This is a genomic window from Peteryoungia ipomoeae (assembly GCF_004912165.1).
Classification (GTDB): Bacteria; Pseudomonadota; Alphaproteobacteria; order Rhizobiales; family Rhizobiaceae; genus Allorhizobium; species Allorhizobium ipomoeae.
This window is the reverse complement of sequence record NZ_STGV01000004.1, coordinates 242,383-258,561: the sequence shown is the minus strand read 5'-3', so window position 1 is coordinate 258,561 and position 16,179 is coordinate 242,383. Positions and strand designations below refer to the sequence as shown.

General features: G+C 62.1%; 13 protein-coding genes. 10 read left to right on the top strand and 3 right to left on the bottom strand.

The features are described 5' to 3' along the window. The first annotated feature begins 64 nt into the window (after positions 1-64). On the top strand, positions 65-976 hold the full coding sequence (locus tag FAA97_RS13600; RefSeq protein WP_136599088.1) for a LysR family transcriptional regulator: 912 nt from the start codon (positions 65-67) through the stop codon (positions 974-976). A gap of 107 nt (positions 977-1,083) precedes the next feature. Here FAA97_RS13600 and FAA97_RS13595 read toward each other — a convergent pair whose 3' ends face one another. Together FAA97_RS13595 and FAA97_RS13590 are read right to left on the bottom strand one after the other, a co-directional pair. Beyond that, complete coding sequence (locus FAA97_RS13595) at positions 1,084-1,770, bottom strand: type 1 glutamine amidotransferase (protein ID WP_136599087.1); 687 nt, start codon at positions 1,768-1,770, stop codon at positions 1,084-1,086. 154 nt (positions 1,771-1,924) lie between these two features. Next, positions 1,925-4,639 (bottom strand): HAD-IC family P-type ATPase, encoded by a 2,715-nt coding sequence (locus FAA97_RS13590; RefSeq protein WP_136599086.1) that lies wholly within the window; start codon positions 4,637-4,639, stop codon positions 1,925-1,927. Between the two features lie 285 nt (positions 4,640-4,924). Between FAA97_RS13590 and FAA97_RS13585 the strand changes: the two genes are divergently transcribed. Then, a complete protein-coding gene (locus tag FAA97_RS13585) occupies positions 4,925-9,184 on the top strand; it encodes a hypothetical protein (RefSeq protein WP_136599085.1) in 4,260 nt (1,419 codons plus the stop codon). Here the strand turns inward: FAA97_RS13585 and phnF are convergent. Next, a complete protein-coding gene (gene phnF / locus FAA97_RS13580; protein WP_206110021.1) occupies positions 9,181-9,906 on the bottom strand; it encodes a phosphonate metabolism transcriptional regulator PhnF in 726 nt (241 codons plus the stop codon). The genes FAA97_RS13585 and phnF overlap by 4 nt on opposite strands. Positions 9,907-10,001: 95 nt before the next feature. On the opposite strand from phnF, the gene phnG reads away from it, so the two are divergent. The 8 genes from phnG to phnC all read left to right on the top strand — a co-directional run bounded on the left by phnG (position 10,002) and on the right by phnC (position 16,174). Continuing rightward, on the top strand, positions 10,002-10,469 hold the full coding sequence (phnG, locus tag FAA97_RS13575) for a phosphonate C-P lyase system protein PhnG (RefSeq protein WP_136599083.1): 468 nt from the start codon (positions 10,002-10,004) through the stop codon (positions 10,467-10,469). Further along, complete coding sequence (phnH, locus tag FAA97_RS13570; RefSeq protein ID WP_136599082.1) at positions 10,469-11,077, top strand: phosphonate C-P lyase system protein PhnH; 609 nt, start codon at positions 10,469-10,471, stop codon at positions 11,075-11,077. Before phnG ends, phnH begins: the two co-directional genes overlap by 1 nt. Positions 11,078-11,080: 3 nt before the next feature. Then, complete coding sequence (locus FAA97_RS13565; protein WP_136599081.1) at positions 11,081-12,187, top strand: carbon-phosphorus lyase complex subunit; 1,107 nt, start codon at positions 11,081-11,083, stop codon at positions 12,185-12,187. Positions 12,188-12,198: 11 nt separating this feature from the next. Next, positions 12,199-13,077 carry an alpha-D-ribose 1-methylphosphonate 5-phosphate C-P-lyase PhnJ gene (locus FAA97_RS13560; protein ID WP_136599313.1) on the top strand — a complete coding sequence of 293 codons (879 nt, stop codon included), beginning with the start codon at positions 12,199-12,201 and terminating at the stop codon, positions 13,075-13,077. Continuing rightward, positions 13,074-13,850 carry a phosphonate C-P lyase system protein PhnK gene (gene phnK, locus FAA97_RS13555; protein WP_136599080.1) on the top strand — a complete coding sequence of 259 codons (777 nt, stop codon included), beginning with the start codon at positions 13,074-13,076 and terminating at the stop codon, positions 13,848-13,850. The genes FAA97_RS13560 and phnK overlap by 4 nt, the downstream gene beginning before the upstream one ends. Before the next feature lie 23 nt (positions 13,851-13,873). Beyond that, positions 13,874-14,581, top strand: a complete 708-nt coding sequence (gene phnL, locus FAA97_RS13550) for a phosphonate C-P lyase system protein PhnL (protein ID WP_136599079.1) — start codon at positions 13,874-13,876, stop codon at positions 14,579-14,581. After that, positions 14,578-15,192, top strand: coding sequence for a DapH/DapD/GlmU-related protein (locus FAA97_RS13545; protein WP_136599078.1), 615 nt, complete (start codon positions 14,578-14,580; stop codon positions 15,190-15,192). Before phnL ends, FAA97_RS13545 begins: the two co-directional genes overlap by 4 nt. 124 nt (positions 15,193-15,316) lie before the next feature. Then, complete coding sequence (gene phnC / locus FAA97_RS13540) at positions 15,317-16,174, top strand: phosphonate ABC transporter ATP-binding protein (protein ID WP_136599077.1); 858 nt, start codon at positions 15,317-15,319, stop codon at positions 16,172-16,174. The last annotated feature ends 5 nt before the right edge of the window (positions 16,175-16,179 follow it).

Genomic DNA, 16,179 nt, shown 5'->3' with positions numbered 1-16,179 from the left:
CTGACACCTCCCATGATAATAAGCATAATATGACGCATATTATTGCAAGGGGAACAATAATCGAATGGGCGAACTTGAAGCCATAAGGACCTTCCTCACCGTCGCAGACCAGGCGAGTTTCACCACTGCCGCCCGCCTGCTCGGAATGACGCCGGCGTCGGTCACCCGAACTGTCTCGGGGCTGGAGCAGGCATTGGGGGTCCAGCTTTTGTTGCGGACGACACGCAAGGTATCACTGACCTCGGCCGGCGCCGCCTATGCCGCGCGCGTCGCACCGCTCGTCGCAGGCCTTGTCCGCGCGACGGAAGAAACGCGCGATCTGCAGAAGGTGACGGTCGGCTCCCTGCGGGTGTCTGCGCCGATGTCGCTCGGCATGAAGGTGCTGCCCACGGTGTTATCGCAGTTTTCGATCATCCACCCGCACACCAGCGTCGCGATCGACCTCTCGGATCGCTTCATCGACATCGTCAAGGAAAGCTATGACCTTGCGATCCGCATCTCCGGTCCGCCGACGGACAAGTCGACCATCTGGCGCAAGATCCGGCCGGTCCCGCGCCTGCTGGTGGCATCGCCGGACTTCGTCGCGCGCCATGGCCTGCCGAGCAGGCCGGAAGATCTCACCGATCTCGAATGCCTGAGCTACAATGATCAGCTGAAGACGGAGACCTGGGAGCTGAGCCGTCCGGGTCAGGCCAGGTCGATCGAAGCCATGGGCCGCTTCTCGATCAACAACGGCGATTTCCTCTGCCAACTGGCCGTGGCCGGCGAGGGCGTGGCCCTCCTTCCGCGCTTCATCGTCGAGGAGGATATGCGGGCCGGCAGGCTGCTCGAGATCCTCCCCGGCTGGACCACCCCGGAAATCTGGCTGACGCTCTACTATCCACCGTATGAGCAGCTGCCGCTGAGGGTCGCGACCTTCTCGGATTTCTTCGAGGCCTTCATCAAGGAAAGCTGGGAGGCCGCGCCAGAGCGCTAGAGCATTTCCAGCCGAAGCGTGATCGCTTCGGCGTCGGATAATGCGGAAAAACAGAAGCTTAGAGCATTTCCGGTGATCCCGTGATCACCGGAAATGCTCTAAGTCTATCAACGGTCGCGCGCCAGGAACTCGCCGATTTCCGTCGCCACGCGCTCGGTGGCAACCGGCTGATCGACCCGCTTGACCGCATCATACAGACTGTCGGGAATCGCGGACCTGCGCGCAGACGCCAGCCCCTCGAAGAAGTCGGGCGAAAACTCCGGATGCGGCTGATAGGACAGACCCCAGTCATCATAGCGGATGACAGCATTCTCGCATCGATCCGTCTTGCCGATGACCTCTGCGCCCTCCGGCACACGGATGACCTGATCCTGATGCCAGGCGAGCAGCACCTGCTCTTCGCCCGTATCCGACCGCCGATAGGTCACAGGCCCGGCCGACCATCCACCCTCGAACTTTTCGACATGTCCACCCAGCGCCTTCGCCATGACCTGATGGCCGAAGCAGATGCCGACCATCGGCACGCGGGCCGCATGAACCTGCCGAATGAAATCCTCCAGCTTGCGGATCCACGCGTGCTCCTCATAGACCCCGAATTTTGAACCGGTCAGCAACCAACCATCGGCTTCGTGCGGACTTTCGGGGAAAGAACCATCGACGACGAACCAGGTCTTGAATGAGAAATCGAACTTGCCGAGCAGGCGCTTGAACATGTCGGCATAGTTTCCGTGCTCATCTGCCAGTTCCGCCGGCGAGTGCCCGGTCACGAGAATGCCGATCGTCTTGCTGCTCATTACCTTGTCCTGTCCGTCAAGCCACGCGCTGCGTGAATAATCCGGCACGACTATAACAAATGCCGAGACGATTTGTCATGCAGAGCGCTGACGCAGTGACGGAATTTCAAGAATGATGGCGCGATGCGCCAAGAGCTCACCTCCAGCATCCGGATTATGCAACATTGCGCGACCGGCGAAGCGCAATCCGGATCTGTTTTTCCGTTTCGACCAGCGCGAAGAAAACACATCCGAGTGCAACAATCAGAAGCCCATCGACAAAGGGAACCGGCTGCGTCCCGAACCAGGCCTGGAGGGACGGCAGATAGGTCACAGAGAACTGCGCAAACGTCACGGTGACAACGCAGAACCAGACTGCCGGTGTCCCGCGCACCGCACGCCAGGTCAGCGATGTGGTGTAGAAATTCCGGATAAAGAAGAGATGGAAGATCTCTAGCACGACCAGCATGTTCATGGCCATGGTGCGGGCGAGCGCTGGATCGTAGTCCCGTCCCAAAGCGTAGAAATAAATGCCGAAAACGGCGGCGGCAAACAGCAGCGATACAAGCACGATGTTCCACAGCAGTTCGACACCGAGCAGCGGCTCATTGCGTTGCCGGGGCGGTCTCGACATTGTGGCGGCCTCGGAGGGTTCAAAGGCCAGCGCGAAACCGAGGGTGATCGTGGTGACGAGATTGATCCAGAGGATTTGAACGGCTGTAATCGGCAGCGAAAGCCCGGCAAACAGCGCAACGACAATGGTCAGCGCCTCGCCGGCATTGGTTGGCAAGGTCCAGCTGATCACCTTCTTCAGGTTGTCATAGACCGTTCGCCCCTCGGAGACCGCAGCGACGATCGACGCGAAGTTGTCATCCGCCAGAACGATTTCGGCAGCTTCCTTGGCCGCTTCGCTCCCCTTCTGCCCCATGGCAATCCCGGCATCGGCGCGTTTCAAGGCCGGTGCGTCATTGACCCCGTCGCCCGTCATCGCAACCGTCAATCCACGTGCCTGCAGGGCAATGACAAGGCGAAGCTTGTGGGCCGGCGAGGTGCGCGCGAAGATATCGACATCGAGGGCGGCATGCTCGAGTTGCAGATCATCCAGTTGATCGATGTCCTGCCCCGTCAGCACCCGATCAGTGTGCTTCAACCCGATCATGGCCGCAATCGCGCGGGCTGTCCCTGCATGGTCGCCGGTGATCATCTTCACACCAATGCCGGCCCGATGGCAGGCCGCCACCGCAGCGATCGCCTCTTTACGCGGCGGATCGATCAACCCGACCAGCCCGAGCAAGGTCAGGTGTCCATCAAGATCTGCAGCCGACAGGTTCCGGTGGTTGCCGCGCACACTCCGAACAGCCAATGCCAAGACCCGCTGGCCCTTGGCAGCAAGCGCTTCGATTTCGTCGGCCCAGTAGCCGGTCTCGACGTCGCGTGTACCCCCTTCTGCACATCGCTGGTCCTTGCAAAGCGCAAGAACTGCTTCCGGCGCACCTTTCACATGGATCAGCCGTTGACCATTCCGCTCCTCATGCAGCACCGCCATGTAGCGGTGGGCGGCATCGAAGGGAATGGTGGCAAGGCGATCCCACTCTCCGGAAAACGGATCTGGCCCACCACCCGTAATCTTGCCCGCCAGCGCCATCAGGGCACCCTCCATCGGATCGCCCTCGACGCGCCAGGTGTTCCCGGACACGCTCAACATCGCATCGTTGCAAAGGGCCGATGCCCGCGCCATGTCGATCAGGATCCGATGCTCTTGCCTGTCGGCATCCGCATCATGCAGCCGGATTGCGCCATCAGGTGCATAGCCCACTCCGTCCACCGCAAACACGTGGTCACGGGTGACCAGCGTTGCGACCGTCATTTCGTTACGCGTCAGTGTCCCCGTCTTGTCGGTGCAGATTACCGATACGGAGCCCAGCGTCTCAATCGCCGGGAGACGTCTGACGATGGCGTTTCGCTTGGCCATGGCCTGCACGCCGACGGCGAGCGTGATCGTCATGACGGCGGGCAGGCCTTCGGGGATGGCAGCGACCGAAAGCCCGACCACCGTCATGAACAATTCGCTGAAAGGCAAGGCTCCGAACGAGGAGCCATAGAGAAGCAGGATACCTGCGAGGATCAGGATGAACAGGGTCAGCCAGCGGGCAAACACGTCCATCTGGTGCACCAGCGGCGTTGTCAGTGTGACCACATCGGAGAGAAGGCCGCTGATGCGCCCAATCTCCGTTCTGCTTCCCGTCGCAACCACAAGACCGCGCCCACTGCCCGTCGCAACGAGCGTGCCGCTGAACAGCATCGATGACCGATCACCAATTGCACAATTGCGAGCCACCGGATCTGCGATCTTGTCGACAGGAACGGACTCGCCGGTCAGCGCCGCTTCCGATACCTTGACGCCATGGGCCTCCATGATCCTGAGATCGGCGGGTATCCTGTCTCCCGCTTCGAAAAGTACGACATCGCCAATCACAAGGTCTGTCGCGTCGATGCTTCGGCGCTGCCCGTTGCGCAAGACGGAAGAGCGCAGCGCGAGCATGCCCCTGATCGCGTCCATCGCCGCCTCGGCACGTCCCTCCTGCAAGAACCCGACGATCGCGTTCACCAGAACGACGGCGAGGATAACACCGGCATCAACCGCATGTTCAAGCAGGAACGTCACCAGCGCTGCGGCAAGGAGGACGTAGATCAGGATATTGTTGAACTGCGAAAGGAACCGGACGACGGCACTGCGTCTTGCCGCCTGCGGCAGACGGTTCTGTCCGTGCGTGAGCAGCCTACTGGCGGCTTCTTCCCCCGTGAGGCCTTGTTCACTTCCCTGAACACGCTCAAGCGCATCCGTGACCGACAGAGCGTGAAAGGCAACATCCTGCATAGTATCCCGCATCCTGGCTCCCTCACCTTTTGGCGCCACCATGCCAATACATGCCCGCCCGCAAATTGATCCATGACAAGTGCAGGCTGCAGGATCACTCAACTTTTCGGATGCAGCAAGAAAGGCTCAGGCAAGCATGGCGGGCAAGATTGGCTGAGCATGCTCTCGGTGATTCGCTCGTCTTCACCTGGAGCGAGATAGATTTTTGCCGGTCTGCGTGCGGCTGTCGTCACGACGTGACGGAAGTGTCGGCGGATCGGCTCCATCGATTTAGCTGAACGCGAGAGCAAGACCGCCATGACCTCGATCCCGAACACCTTGAGCCCGGCTCAGATCAAGACGCTACCGCCATCCACGGTCGCGGCCTGGACGAAAGAGGAAGTCGGCACACTCTCCGCCTCCCAGATTGCAGCCTTGTCGGCAACACAGGTGGCCGCTCTCCAGAGCGACGCGGTATCCGGCCTCAACAACAACCAGTTGAACGCCATCAGCACGCGGGCGATCACAGGACTAACCCTCGATCAGATAACGGCCTTGTCTACCGATCACGTCGCGGGTCTCTCGGCGACCCACGTGGGAGCGATGACTGCGGCGCAAATCGGCGGGCTGAACACCGAGCAAGCCGAGGCGCTCACCCCTCAGCAGATTGCGCGCATGAGCGCGAGCCAGATCGCGGCCCTTTCGTCCGAGGAACTAGCAACCTTCAGCACCGCAGATATTGCCGCCATCAGCACCGCGGGCATGCGTGGCTTGACGCCTGAAAAACTGGCCTCGCTTTCGCCGGAGCAAATTGCGGCACTCAAGCCGGCCCAGATCGCAGCATTGCGAAACGATCAGATCGCCGCACTGACGCCGTCGCATCTTGCCGTCCTCAATGCCGGTCAGATTGCGGCGTTGACGGCCTCTCAGGTTTCCGTCCTGTCGACAGATCAGCTGGGAGCATTGGCGCCGTCACAGGTTGGGGCCATCTCGACCCGAGGCGTGGTCGGCCTCAAGCCGAACCAGATTGCCGGCTTGAGTGGCGACCAGGTTGCCGCAATGACAGGCGGGCAGATCACGGCATTGAATTCCGCCCAGATCGGCGCCTTCTCCATTGAGCAACTGCAAAGGCTCGATCCGACGCGGATCGCTGCAATCAACACGAAAGCCATCCCGGGTCTGAAGGCCGAACAAATGGCAAGCCTGACGGCAGAGCAACTGGGCGCACTGACGACCGCGCAGGTGACGGCACTGCGACCGCATCAGATGGCAGCACTCTCGGACAGCCAGATCGCCAGCTTCACGCCAGCACAGCTGCGAGGGCTCTCCGGGCCGCAACTCGCCGGCTTGTCGGTGGATGTCGTGGCGGGCCTGTCGAAAGACCAGCTCGCCGCACTCAATCCCAAGGCCCTGGCCGGCATGACCATCACCCAGATCGCCGCGCTGACAACGGAACAGATTGGCGGCCTTGCCACGTCCCAGGTGGCCGCGCTGACAGCCCGCCAGGTCGGCGCCCTCTCGACGACCCAGATCGCTGCATTCACGCCGGCGCAAACCGCTGCCATTTCCACGACAGCACTATCAGGCCTCAGCCTCGATCATCTGGCAGCCCTGACGCTGGATCAGATGGGCGCATTGACGACCCGCCAGCTTGCAGGCCTCAATGCAAGGCAGTTTGGGGCGTTCAGCTCCGACCAGATCTCAAGCCTGTCGAAGGCGCAGATTACCTCGTTGACCGCTGCGCATCTCGGGGTCATGACAACTGAAGATATCGGCGCGCTCTCGCCGGAGCAGATTGCAGCCATTTCCCCGCGCGCCATCGCAGGATTGAAAGCCGATCAGATTGCAGCTCTCGGCCCTGACCAGGTGGACGCGCTGACGAAGGCGCAGATCACGGCCCTGAGTTCAAGCCAAGTCGGCGCGCTGACGGCAGAAACCGTCAGCCGCCTTTCGCCCGAGATGATTGCGGCGATCAATGTGAACGCCGTTCCCGGCCTCCGGCCGGAGGCGATTGGTGGTTTGACACCTGAACAAACCGCCGCGCTCACGCCAACGCAGGTGCGCGTTCTCTCTACCGGCCAGATCGCTGCACTGACGCCGGCCCATATCGAGGCGATGTCGGTGCCACAAGTCGCAGCCTTGAGTGGCGTTCAATTGTCGAAGCTGACGACCGAAGCCTTTGCCGCCATGTCACCGGCACAAATCGCGGGTCTGTCGCCGCTGGCCATCTTCGGATTGTCGACCGAGCAACTCGGCGCGCTCGATTCCAACCAGTCGGAGGCACTCACGGCATCGCAGGCGGCAAAACTGAGCCCAACACAGCTTGCGGCCCTCAGTGCAGAGGCGATTTCGACCTTTTCTCCTGCCGACATCGCAGCGATCCCGCCAGCAGCCCTGGCCGCTCTCCCTGCCGAGAAACTTGCAGGATTGAGCACCGAACAGATCGAAAGCCTTTCGGCCGCACAGATTGCCGCGCTGACGACGAAGCAGATCGAAGGGCTGACAGCCGCGCAGCTTGCGACGCTGAGCCCGACCCAGATCCGCGCCCTGACAGCAACGCAGGTCGCAGCCTTGACGCCGACGCGCCTTGCCAGCCTCTCGACAGAACAGATCGCCGGCTTCAACGCCAAGGCGATCGCCGCCCTGTCGACCGAGCAGATTGCGGCCCTCTCCGCAGATCAGGTCGAAGCGCTCACATCAGCCCAGACGGGGGGGCTTACCGCCGGTCAGATTGCGATCCTCAAACCCTCCGATATCGCAGCATTTCTGCCGGGCGAAATCGCAACGCTTACACCAGCAACCGTCGCCGCACTGTCAACGGACAGCATTGCCGTCCTGAGCCTCGAACAGCTCGGCGCACTGACCACAGCCCAGATTGCGGCCTTGACCGCCAATCAAATGGCGGCCCTCAGCCCGTCGCAGATGGAGGCATTCTCCCCCACCCAGATGGCCGCCTTTGGCGCAAGCCAGATCGGCGCCTTGCCGCTCGGAAATCTGGCAGCCCTGTCGAACACGCAGATCGCAGCCATCAGCAGCAAGGGGATTTCTGGTCTGACCGCCCAGCAGATCGGCTCGCTCTCGGCAAGCCAGGTGGATGCACTGACAGCCGCACAACTGAGCGGACTGACCGCGACGCAGGTCGCAACCTTGAGCCTTGACCAGCTCAACCTCTTCACGGGCTCCGATATCGCGGCGCTCAGCCCTGCGGGCATCAGTGGCCTGACAAGCCAGCAACTGGCAGCCCTGACCTCCGACCAGACAGCAGCACTGACTGCGGCGCAGATTGGGGCTTTGACGACAACGCAGATTTCGGGTCTTACGGCACAGCAGGTATCCAGGCTCTCGGCCACCCAGATCGGTGCTCTCTCTGCAACGCAACTTGGCGCAATGAGCACCGGTGCGGTGGCGAGCCTCTCGACAGCCCAGATCGCAGCCATCACAGCCAAGAACCTGCCAGGCCTCTCGCCTGAGCAGATCATGGCGATGTCAGACACACAAATCGACTCCCTCTCGACGACACAGATTGCAGCCCTGACGGCGCAGCAGGTCGGAGCGCTGTCGAGCCAGCAGCTTGCCACCTTCTCGAGCAGTGATCTCGCCGCCTTGAGTGCGGCTGGCATTGCTGGCCTGCGCCCAGCCACCATTGCCGATTTCAGCCACGCACAGCTTCAGGGTCTGACCACGACGCAGATGGCAGGTCTGACCTTCGACCAGCTCAACGCCTTGAGCTCCGATCAGGTCTCGGTCCTGAGCAAGGCCCAGATCGGGGCGCTATCGGCAACGCAGATCGCCGGACTTCCGACGGCCAGCATCGGCGCCCTGTCGGCAGAGCAGATCGCTTCCATTTCGCCAAAGGCAATTCCCGGTCTGAGCACCGCGCAGGTTGCCACCATGAGCCCCAGCCAGGTGGATGCGATGTCCACGGCACAAATCGCCGCCCTCACGGCTGCCCAGCTCAGCTCGCTGTCTCCCACCGCTCTGGAGACTTTTTCGACAACCGATATCGCCGCAATCTCGACCACGGCCATTTCCGGTCTGACGCCGACAACGGTCGCCGCCTTGCAGCCGGAACAGGTGTCGGCGCTGACCGCAGGCCAGGTGGCAAGCCTGAGCTATTATCAACTGCGCGCATTGACCCCGGTCCAGGTCGGAGCACTGACGCCCGCTCAGATTACGGCCATGAACGCCATCCAGGTCGCCACCCTCGGGGCCGACAAGATCGTTCAGATGACACCGGACCAGATTGCGGCAATCAGCCCGACATCCATCAACGGACTGACCGTCGACCAGCTGTCCGCCATGTCCGCCACCCAGGTCGCGGCAATCACGGTCAGCCAGGTCGCCGGCCTCAATGCAACACAGGTGACAGCGCTCGGCCCGAACAAGCTCGCCCAGTTTACCCCTGCCGAAATCGCTGCCATCAACCCGTATTCCGTACCCGGAATCACGCCGGAGCAGATCTCCCATCTGAACAGGGATCAGTTGCAGGCGTTCACGCCGGTCCAGAGCCAGGTCATGGCACCGGAGCAGATCGCCGCCGTGCTCGCCGCCCTCCAGACGGCACAAGCTGCCGCTTAACTGCGGACCGTGAATTGGACACGGTCTGCCGGAAAGCGCGTCATCGCATACTGAATGGGGCGACCTTGCAGATCGGTATTCACGGCACGCGTGACCAGCACGATGGCACCCGGTGTCAGCCGGAGCTCTACCACGTCGTCCGGTTCGGCATGCGTCGCTGAAATCTCCGTTAGGTCCCGCAGATAGTCATCGATCCCGCAGGCCGCCAAAGCCTGCGTGATCGACCCGGTTTGTGCAAACGCCCGATCGATCCCGGCGAAACGATCCGCCGGAAACCACATCGTCGAACGCGACACCGGACGTCCGTCAGCCTTGCGAATACCGTCAAGCCGAATAACCTCGGCACCCGGTTCAAGACCCAGCCGCCGTGCGGTTTCGCTCGAGGCCGCCTCAACGGCGGAGGCGAGAAGAAGACCCTCGACCTCCCTCGCCTGCGCACCGATGCCCTCTGTCAGACGAGTTCTGAGCGCGATGGGAAAATCGAACTTGTCGCGACGCTCGATGATCGTTCCAACGCCTTGGACCGCCCTGACAATCCCCTCCTCCGCCAAAGCAGCAAGCGCGGCCCTGACCGTATGGCGGTTGACGGAAAACTCTTCCGCCAACAGTTTTTCCGCCGGCAGCTTTCCCGAAGCGTCATAAAGGCCTGCTGCAATATTGGCACGAATCCGATCCGATATCTGCCGCCAGAGCGCGACGCCCTTCTGCTTTTGCAGCCCCATGTCCAAGCCCCTGTCACACCCTTGTCATCCATGAGCGCTAATCATACACTATGATGTATAGTTGTCTATATAAATAGACATTTAGGAGGTCAAAGATGGATGGAGCTGGAAACGAGGCGGTCATGCCTGAACCCCGCAAAAGGATCGCGGATCTGCTTGCACGCGCCACCCTCGGCGAACTCCAGACCGGACTGGCAAGCCTCGACGCCGAACCGACCTACAGCCTCATTCGCGGTCCCGAAACGGGCCTCGTCATGGTGCGCGGCAGGATCGGCGGCGGGGGTGCCGCCTTCAACCTTGGAGAAGCGACCATGAGCCGCGCCAGCATAAGGCTCGAAGACGGCCGGATCGGCCATTCCTATCGCCTGGGCACGGACCGCAAGGCGGCAATCCTTGCGGCGATCCTTGAAGCGGAAAGCCAGAAGGCGAGCAGCCTGGCGGTGATCGAGCAAGCGCTGCTGGTGCCGCTCACCGCGCGCCTCGCAAAGGAGAGCGAGACACTCCAGGCCGAAACCGTTGCCACCAAGGTGGATTTCTTCACCATGGTCAGAGGAGAAGACTGATGCACACCTCCGCCTCAAGCCTCGTTGGCGCCTTCGCAGATCCGGTTCATGACGCACAGGGGACCTTCCGACAGGTCATGGATGCGATGGCGCGGCCCGGATCGCTGCAGACCATGACCGCCACGCTTGCACCGCCCCCGCCCCTGGACATGGCATCCGGTGCCTTGCTCCTCACCCTTTGCGATCAGGACACGCCTGTCTGGCTGGCCCCATCACTTGCACAATCGTCCCTGCCTGCCTGGATCGGATTTCACACGGGTGCACCTGTCGTCGCCGAGAAGGCCGATGCCCGTTTCGCTTTCTCCGGCCTTGAGAACGCCATGCCGGTTCTCATGCATTTTGCCCAGGGCACACAGGAATACCCCGATCGCTCGACCACACTGGTGGTGCAGCTTGCCTCGCTTCACGATGGCCTCCCCTTGATCCTAACGGGTCCGGGCATCCGCAACACGGCGAGCATTGCGCCGAGAGGTCTGCCCGACACCTTCCTGCGTCAGTGGATGGACAATCGTGGCCTCTTCCCCCGCGGGGTCGACCTCATCCTCACGGCAGGCCGCGAATTCATCGCCCTGCCACGCACTTGCGCCATCTCTCAAGGGGAGGCCTGAGCCATGTATGTTGCCGTCAAGGGTGGCGAAAAAGCCATTGCCAATGCCCACAGACTTCTCGCCGATCGCCGCCGTGGCGACCGGGCGCTCCCATCCGTCACAGTCGACCAGATTGTCGCTCAGCTCGGCCTCGCCGTCGATCGGGTCATGGCGGAAGCCTCGCTTTACGACTGCACGCTGGCAGCCCTTGCGCTGAAACAGGCCCGCGGCGACATGATCGAGGCAATCTTCCTGCTGCGCGCCTATCGCACCACATTGCCGCGCTTTGGCACCTCGCGCCCAATCGAGACCGCCACCATGCGGATCGAACGCCGCGTCTCCGCCACCTACAAGGATCTGCCCGGCGGCCAGCTGCTCGGACCAACCTTCGACTACACCCACCGCCTGCTAGACCCCTCGCTGCTCGAAGACGAAGCCGTCGCTGAACCAGAGCATCGGGATGACGCCCATGAAGCCGTCATGCGCGTTTCCGACATTCTCGATGGTGAAGGCCTGATCGAGCCGGATGGCGAGATACCCGAGGATCACATCGCCGGCGACATCACCCGAGAGCCGATGGAATTTCCGATGCCCCGCGACCTGCGCCTCCAGGCGCTTGCCCGCGGTGACGAGGGCTTCCTGCTTGCACTCGGTTATTCCACCCAGCGCGGCTATGGCCGCACCCATCCCTTTGTCGGCGAAATCCGCATGGGTCTGGTCGAGGTGGAATTCGATGTGCCGGAACTCGGCTTCGCCGTCTCGCTCGGCGAAATTCGGGTCACGGAATGCCAGATGGTCAACCAGTTCAAGGGCTCGGCCAAGGCACCGCCACAGTTCACCCGCGGCTATGGCCTCGTCTTCGGCCAGAGCGAACGCAAGGCCATGTCCATGTCGCTGGTCGACCGTGCACTGCGCACCGAGGAATTCGGCGAGGATGTCGTGGCCCCGGCCCAGGACGAGGAATTTGTGATCTCGCATTGCGACAACGTCCAGGCGACCGGCTTCGTCGAGCATCTGAAGCTGCCGCATTACGTCGACTTCCAGGCCGAACTGGATCTCGTCCGCCGCATGCGGGCGAAACACGATGCGAGCCGCAACGATGAGACCGACCTCAAGGAGGCCGCAGAATGAGCACGCCGGCAATGGAACTCGCCACCTACAATTTCGCCTATCTCGACGAACAGACCAAACGCATGATCCGCCGCGCGATCCTGAAAGCGATCGCCATCCCCGGCTATCAGGTACCGTTTGCAAGCCGTGAAATGCCGATGCCCTATGGCTGGGGCACCGGCGGCGTGCAGGTGACCGCATCGATCATCGGCCGAGAGGACACGCTGAAGGTCATCGATCAGGGCGCTGACGACACGACCAACGCCGTTTCCATCCGCGCCTTTTTCCAGAAGGTTGCCGAAGTCGCTGTGACCACGAAAACAGGCGAAGCGACGATCATCCAGACCCGCCACCGCATCCCCGAGGAGAAACTGCGGGAAGGCCAGGTGCTGGTCTATCAGGTGCCGATCCCCGAACCTCTGCGCTTCCTCGAACCCCGCGAAACCGAAACCCGCAAGATGCATGCGCTGGAAGAATACGGCCTCATGCATGTGAAGCTCTACGAGGATATCGCCAAGCACGGCCGCATCGCCACCACCTATGCCTATCCGGTGAAGGTCGAGGGCCGCTATGTGATGGACCCGTCGCCGACGCCGAAGTTCGACAATCCGAAAATGCACATGTCGGAGGCCCTGCAGCTCTTCGGCGCAGGCCGTGAAAAGCGCATCTATGCGGTTCCGCCCTATACCGACGTTGTCAGCCTCGACTTCGAGGATCACCCGTTCGAGATCCAGTCCTTCGACAAGCCCTGTGCGCTCTGCGGTGCCCACAACGTCTATCTCGATGAGGTCGTGCTCGACGATAAGGGCGGCCGGATGTTCGTCTGCTCGGATACCGATCACTGCGAGACGCGCCAGGCCGAGGGCCATGTCGGCGAGATGCTCGCCCAGAACCAGGAGGCCGCCGAATGAGCGACCAGCCACTTCTGAAAGTCCGCAACCTCTCCAAGTTCTACGGCAGCCGGATCGGCTGCTCCGATGTCTCCTTCGATCTCTGGCCGGGCGAAGTGCTCGCCATTGTCGGTGAAAGCGGCTCGGGCAAGACAACGCTTCTCAACTGCCTCTCCACCCGGCTGATGCCGACGACCGGCAGCGTCGACTACCACATGCGCGACGGCCAGTACCGCGAGCTCTACCACATGGGAGAAGCCGAACGCCGCTTCCTGATGCGCACCGACTGGGGCTTCGTCCACCAGAACCCGGCCGATGGCCTGCGCATGACGGTCTCGGCTGGCGCCAATGTCGGCGAACGTCTGATGGCGGTTGGTGATCGCCATTACGGAAAGATCCGCCAGACGGCGAGCGAATGGCTGGAGCGGGTCGAGATTTCCACCGATCGCATCGACGACCAGCCGCGCGCCTTTTCCGGCGGCATGCGCCAGCGCCTGCAGATCGCCCGCAATCTCGTCACCGGCCCCCGCCTCGTCTTCATGGACGAGCCGACCGGCGGCCTCGATGTCTCGGTCCAGGCCCGCCTGCTCGATCTGGTGCGCGGACTCGTCAACGACCTCGGCCTCTCGGCCATCGTCGTCACGCATGATCTCGCCGTCGCCCGCCTGCTTTCACACCGGATGATGGTGATGAAGGACGGCCATGTCATCGAACAGGGCCTGACGGACCGCGTCCTCGACGATCCCCGTCAGCCCTACACCCAGCTTCTCGTCTCCTCGATCCTCCAGGTCTGACGGACGTCGCGAAAGGAAAGACCATGCCCACGCCCCTCGTCGTCTCCGAAGTCTGCAAGAGCTTCACCATGCATCTGCGCGGCGGCCTTGTCCTGCCAGTCGTCTCCGATGTCTCCTTCTCGATTGTGTCGGGCGAATGTGTCGTCCTCGGCGGCCCCTCCGGCGTCGGCAAAAGCTCGATCCTCAAGATGCTCTACGGCAACTACGCCGTCGATGCCGGACAGATCCTCGTCACCCACCATGACCGCATCGTCGACATTGCGACCGCCGATCCCCGCACCGTGCTCGAAGTCCGTCGCACCACCCTCGGCTATGTCAGCCAGTTCCTGCGCACCGTGCCACGCGTCTCGGCCCTCGACGTCGTTGCCGAACCGCTGGTTGCGCGCGGCACGCCAGGCGAGGAAGCAAGAGAACGGGCAGCAGAACTGTTGAGCCGGCTCAATCTTCCGCGCGACTTGTGGCAGCTTCCGCCCTCCACCTTTTCCGGCGGCGAACAGCAGCGCGTCAATATCGCCCGCGGCTTCATCACCGACCATGCCGTCCTGTTGCTCGATGAACCAACAGCCTCGCTCGACGCTGCCAACCGCGCCGTTGTCGTGTCGATGATCCGCGCCAAGAAGGAGGCAGGCGTTGCCCTTCTCGGCATCTTCCACGACGAGGAAGTCCGCGAGGCTGTTGCCGATCGCATCCTCGACGTCATGCAGTTCTCGCCGCGCAAGGTGGCCGCATGACAAAGAAACTCGGCCTCGAACCGCTTATCCACCCAACCGCCAGCGTCACCGGCTCAAGGCTCGGTCGCTACACCGAAGTGGCAGACCGATGCCGGCTCGACGAAGTCGAGATGGGCGATTATTCTTACATCATGCATGATGGCGCTGTCTGGTGCACAAGCATCGGCAAGTTTGCCAACATCGCTGCCAGCGTCAGGATCAACGCCACCAATCATCCGACATGGCGCCCCACATTGCATCACTTCACCTATCGCGCCGCAGACTATTTCGAAGGCGCGGAAAACGACCACGACTTCTTCGCCTGGCGGCGCGACAACCGCGTGACCATCGGCCATGATGTCTGGATCGGCCATGGCGCCACGATCCTTCCTGGCGTGACAATCGGCGATGGCGCCGTGATCGGTGCTGGCGCCGTCGTCTCCCGCGATGTCGCACCCTACACCATCGTCGGTGGCGTGCCAGCCAAGCTGATCCGCGAGCGCTTTCCCGCAGACGTTGCAGTAGCTATGCAGGCGCTCGCATGGTGGGACTGGGAGCACGATCGTCTCTTTGCGGCGCTCCAGGATTTTCGCGAGCTCGACGCCGTTGCATTCCTGTCAAAATACACCTGAAAGTCCAGGATTTTCAGGGCGTCCCGCATCTTTGCAAAACTGACGCAAAACTGACATTCGCGCTTCACGCTGGACCATTAGTGGATACCCAACACCGCGATAAACGACGGCGAAGGACATACCCATGCAATTCCAGTTGACCCACCTCACCCGACAGTTCGGCAGCAATACCGCTGTCGACAAGGTGACGCTGGATATCCCGTCAGGACAGATGGTCGGCGTTATCGGGCGCTCGGGCGCCGGCAAGTCCACCCTTCTGCGCATGATCAACCGCCTGGTCGATCCGACCGCCGGCAGCATCCGTTTCGGCGATCTGGAAGTCTCGTCCTTGCGGGGCTCTGCGCTGCGCAACTGGCAGCGCGATTGCGCGATGATCTTTCAGCAGTTCAATCTTGTGCCGCGTCTGGATGTCTTGACCAACGTCCTGCTCGGTCGTCTCAATCATCGCTCGACAGGCCTCAGTCTGCTTGGCCTTTTCACCCGCGAGGAGCGCCTGATGGCGATTGCCGCGCTCGAGCGCCTCGGCATTGAGCAGACGGCCCTGCAGCCGGCCGGCACGCTCTCGGGCGGACAGCAGCAGCGCGTGGCCATCGCGCGCGCGCTCATGCAATCGCCGAAGATGATCCTTGCCGACGAGCCGATCGCCTCGCTGGATCCGCTCAACGCCAAGATCGTCATGGACGCTCTGCGCGACATCAACGAGCGCGAGGGCATCACCATCATCACCAATCTCCACACGCTCGATACCGCCCGCAATTACTGCGAGCGCATCATCGGCATGGCCCGTGGCCGCGTCGTCTTCGACGGCTCGCCAAACGAGCTCACAGCCGAGGCGGTGCATGAAATCTACGGCGCCGACCAGCATGGCAGCGGCATCGACGAGACCATGACCTCGACCAGTATCAACATATCGCGCCAGGACAATGAGGCGCGCGCCATCCCATCCCCGGGTCTGCGCACTCTGGCAGTTGCCGAGGCCTGACCACG

Coding starts and splice junctions, on each gene's coding strand:
- FAA97_RS13600 (WP_136599088.1), top strand. CDS start 65: ATGGGCGAACTTGAAGCCATAAGGACCTTCCTCACCGTCGCAGACCAG.
- FAA97_RS13595 (WP_136599087.1), bottom strand. CDS start 1,770: ATGAGCAGCAAGACGATCGGCATTCTCGTGACCGGGCACTCGCCGGCG.
- FAA97_RS13590 (WP_136599086.1), bottom strand. CDS start 4,639: ATGCGGGATACTATGCAGGATGTTGCCTTTCACGCTCTGTCGGTCACG.
- FAA97_RS13585 (WP_136599085.1), top strand. CDS start 4,925: ATGACCTCGATCCCGAACACCTTGAGCCCGGCTCAGATCAAGACGCTA.
- phnF (WP_206110021.1), bottom strand. CDS start 9,906: ATGGGGCTGCAAAAGCAGAAGGGCGTCGCGCTCTGGCGGCAGATATCG.
- phnG (WP_136599083.1), top strand. CDS start 10,002: ATGGATGGAGCTGGAAACGAGGCGGTCATGCCTGAACCCCGCAAAAGG.
- phnH (WP_136599082.1), top strand. CDS start 10,469: ATGCACACCTCCGCCTCAAGCCTCGTTGGCGCCTTCGCAGATCCGGTT.
- FAA97_RS13565 (WP_136599081.1), top strand. CDS start 11,081: ATGTATGTTGCCGTCAAGGGTGGCGAAAAAGCCATTGCCAATGCCCAC.
- FAA97_RS13560 (WP_136599313.1), top strand. CDS start 12,199: ATGGAACTCGCCACCTACAATTTCGCCTATCTCGACGAACAGACCAAA.
- phnK (WP_136599080.1), top strand. CDS start 13,074: ATGAGCGACCAGCCACTTCTGAAAGTCCGCAACCTCTCCAAGTTCTAC.
- phnL (WP_136599079.1), top strand. CDS start 13,874: ATGCCCACGCCCCTCGTCGTCTCCGAAGTCTGCAAGAGCTTCACCATG.
- FAA97_RS13545 (WP_136599078.1), top strand. CDS start 14,578: ATGACAAAGAAACTCGGCCTCGAACCGCTTATCCACCCAACCGCCAGC.
- phnC (WP_136599077.1), top strand. CDS start 15,317: ATGCAATTCCAGTTGACCCACCTCACCCGACAGTTCGGCAGCAATACC.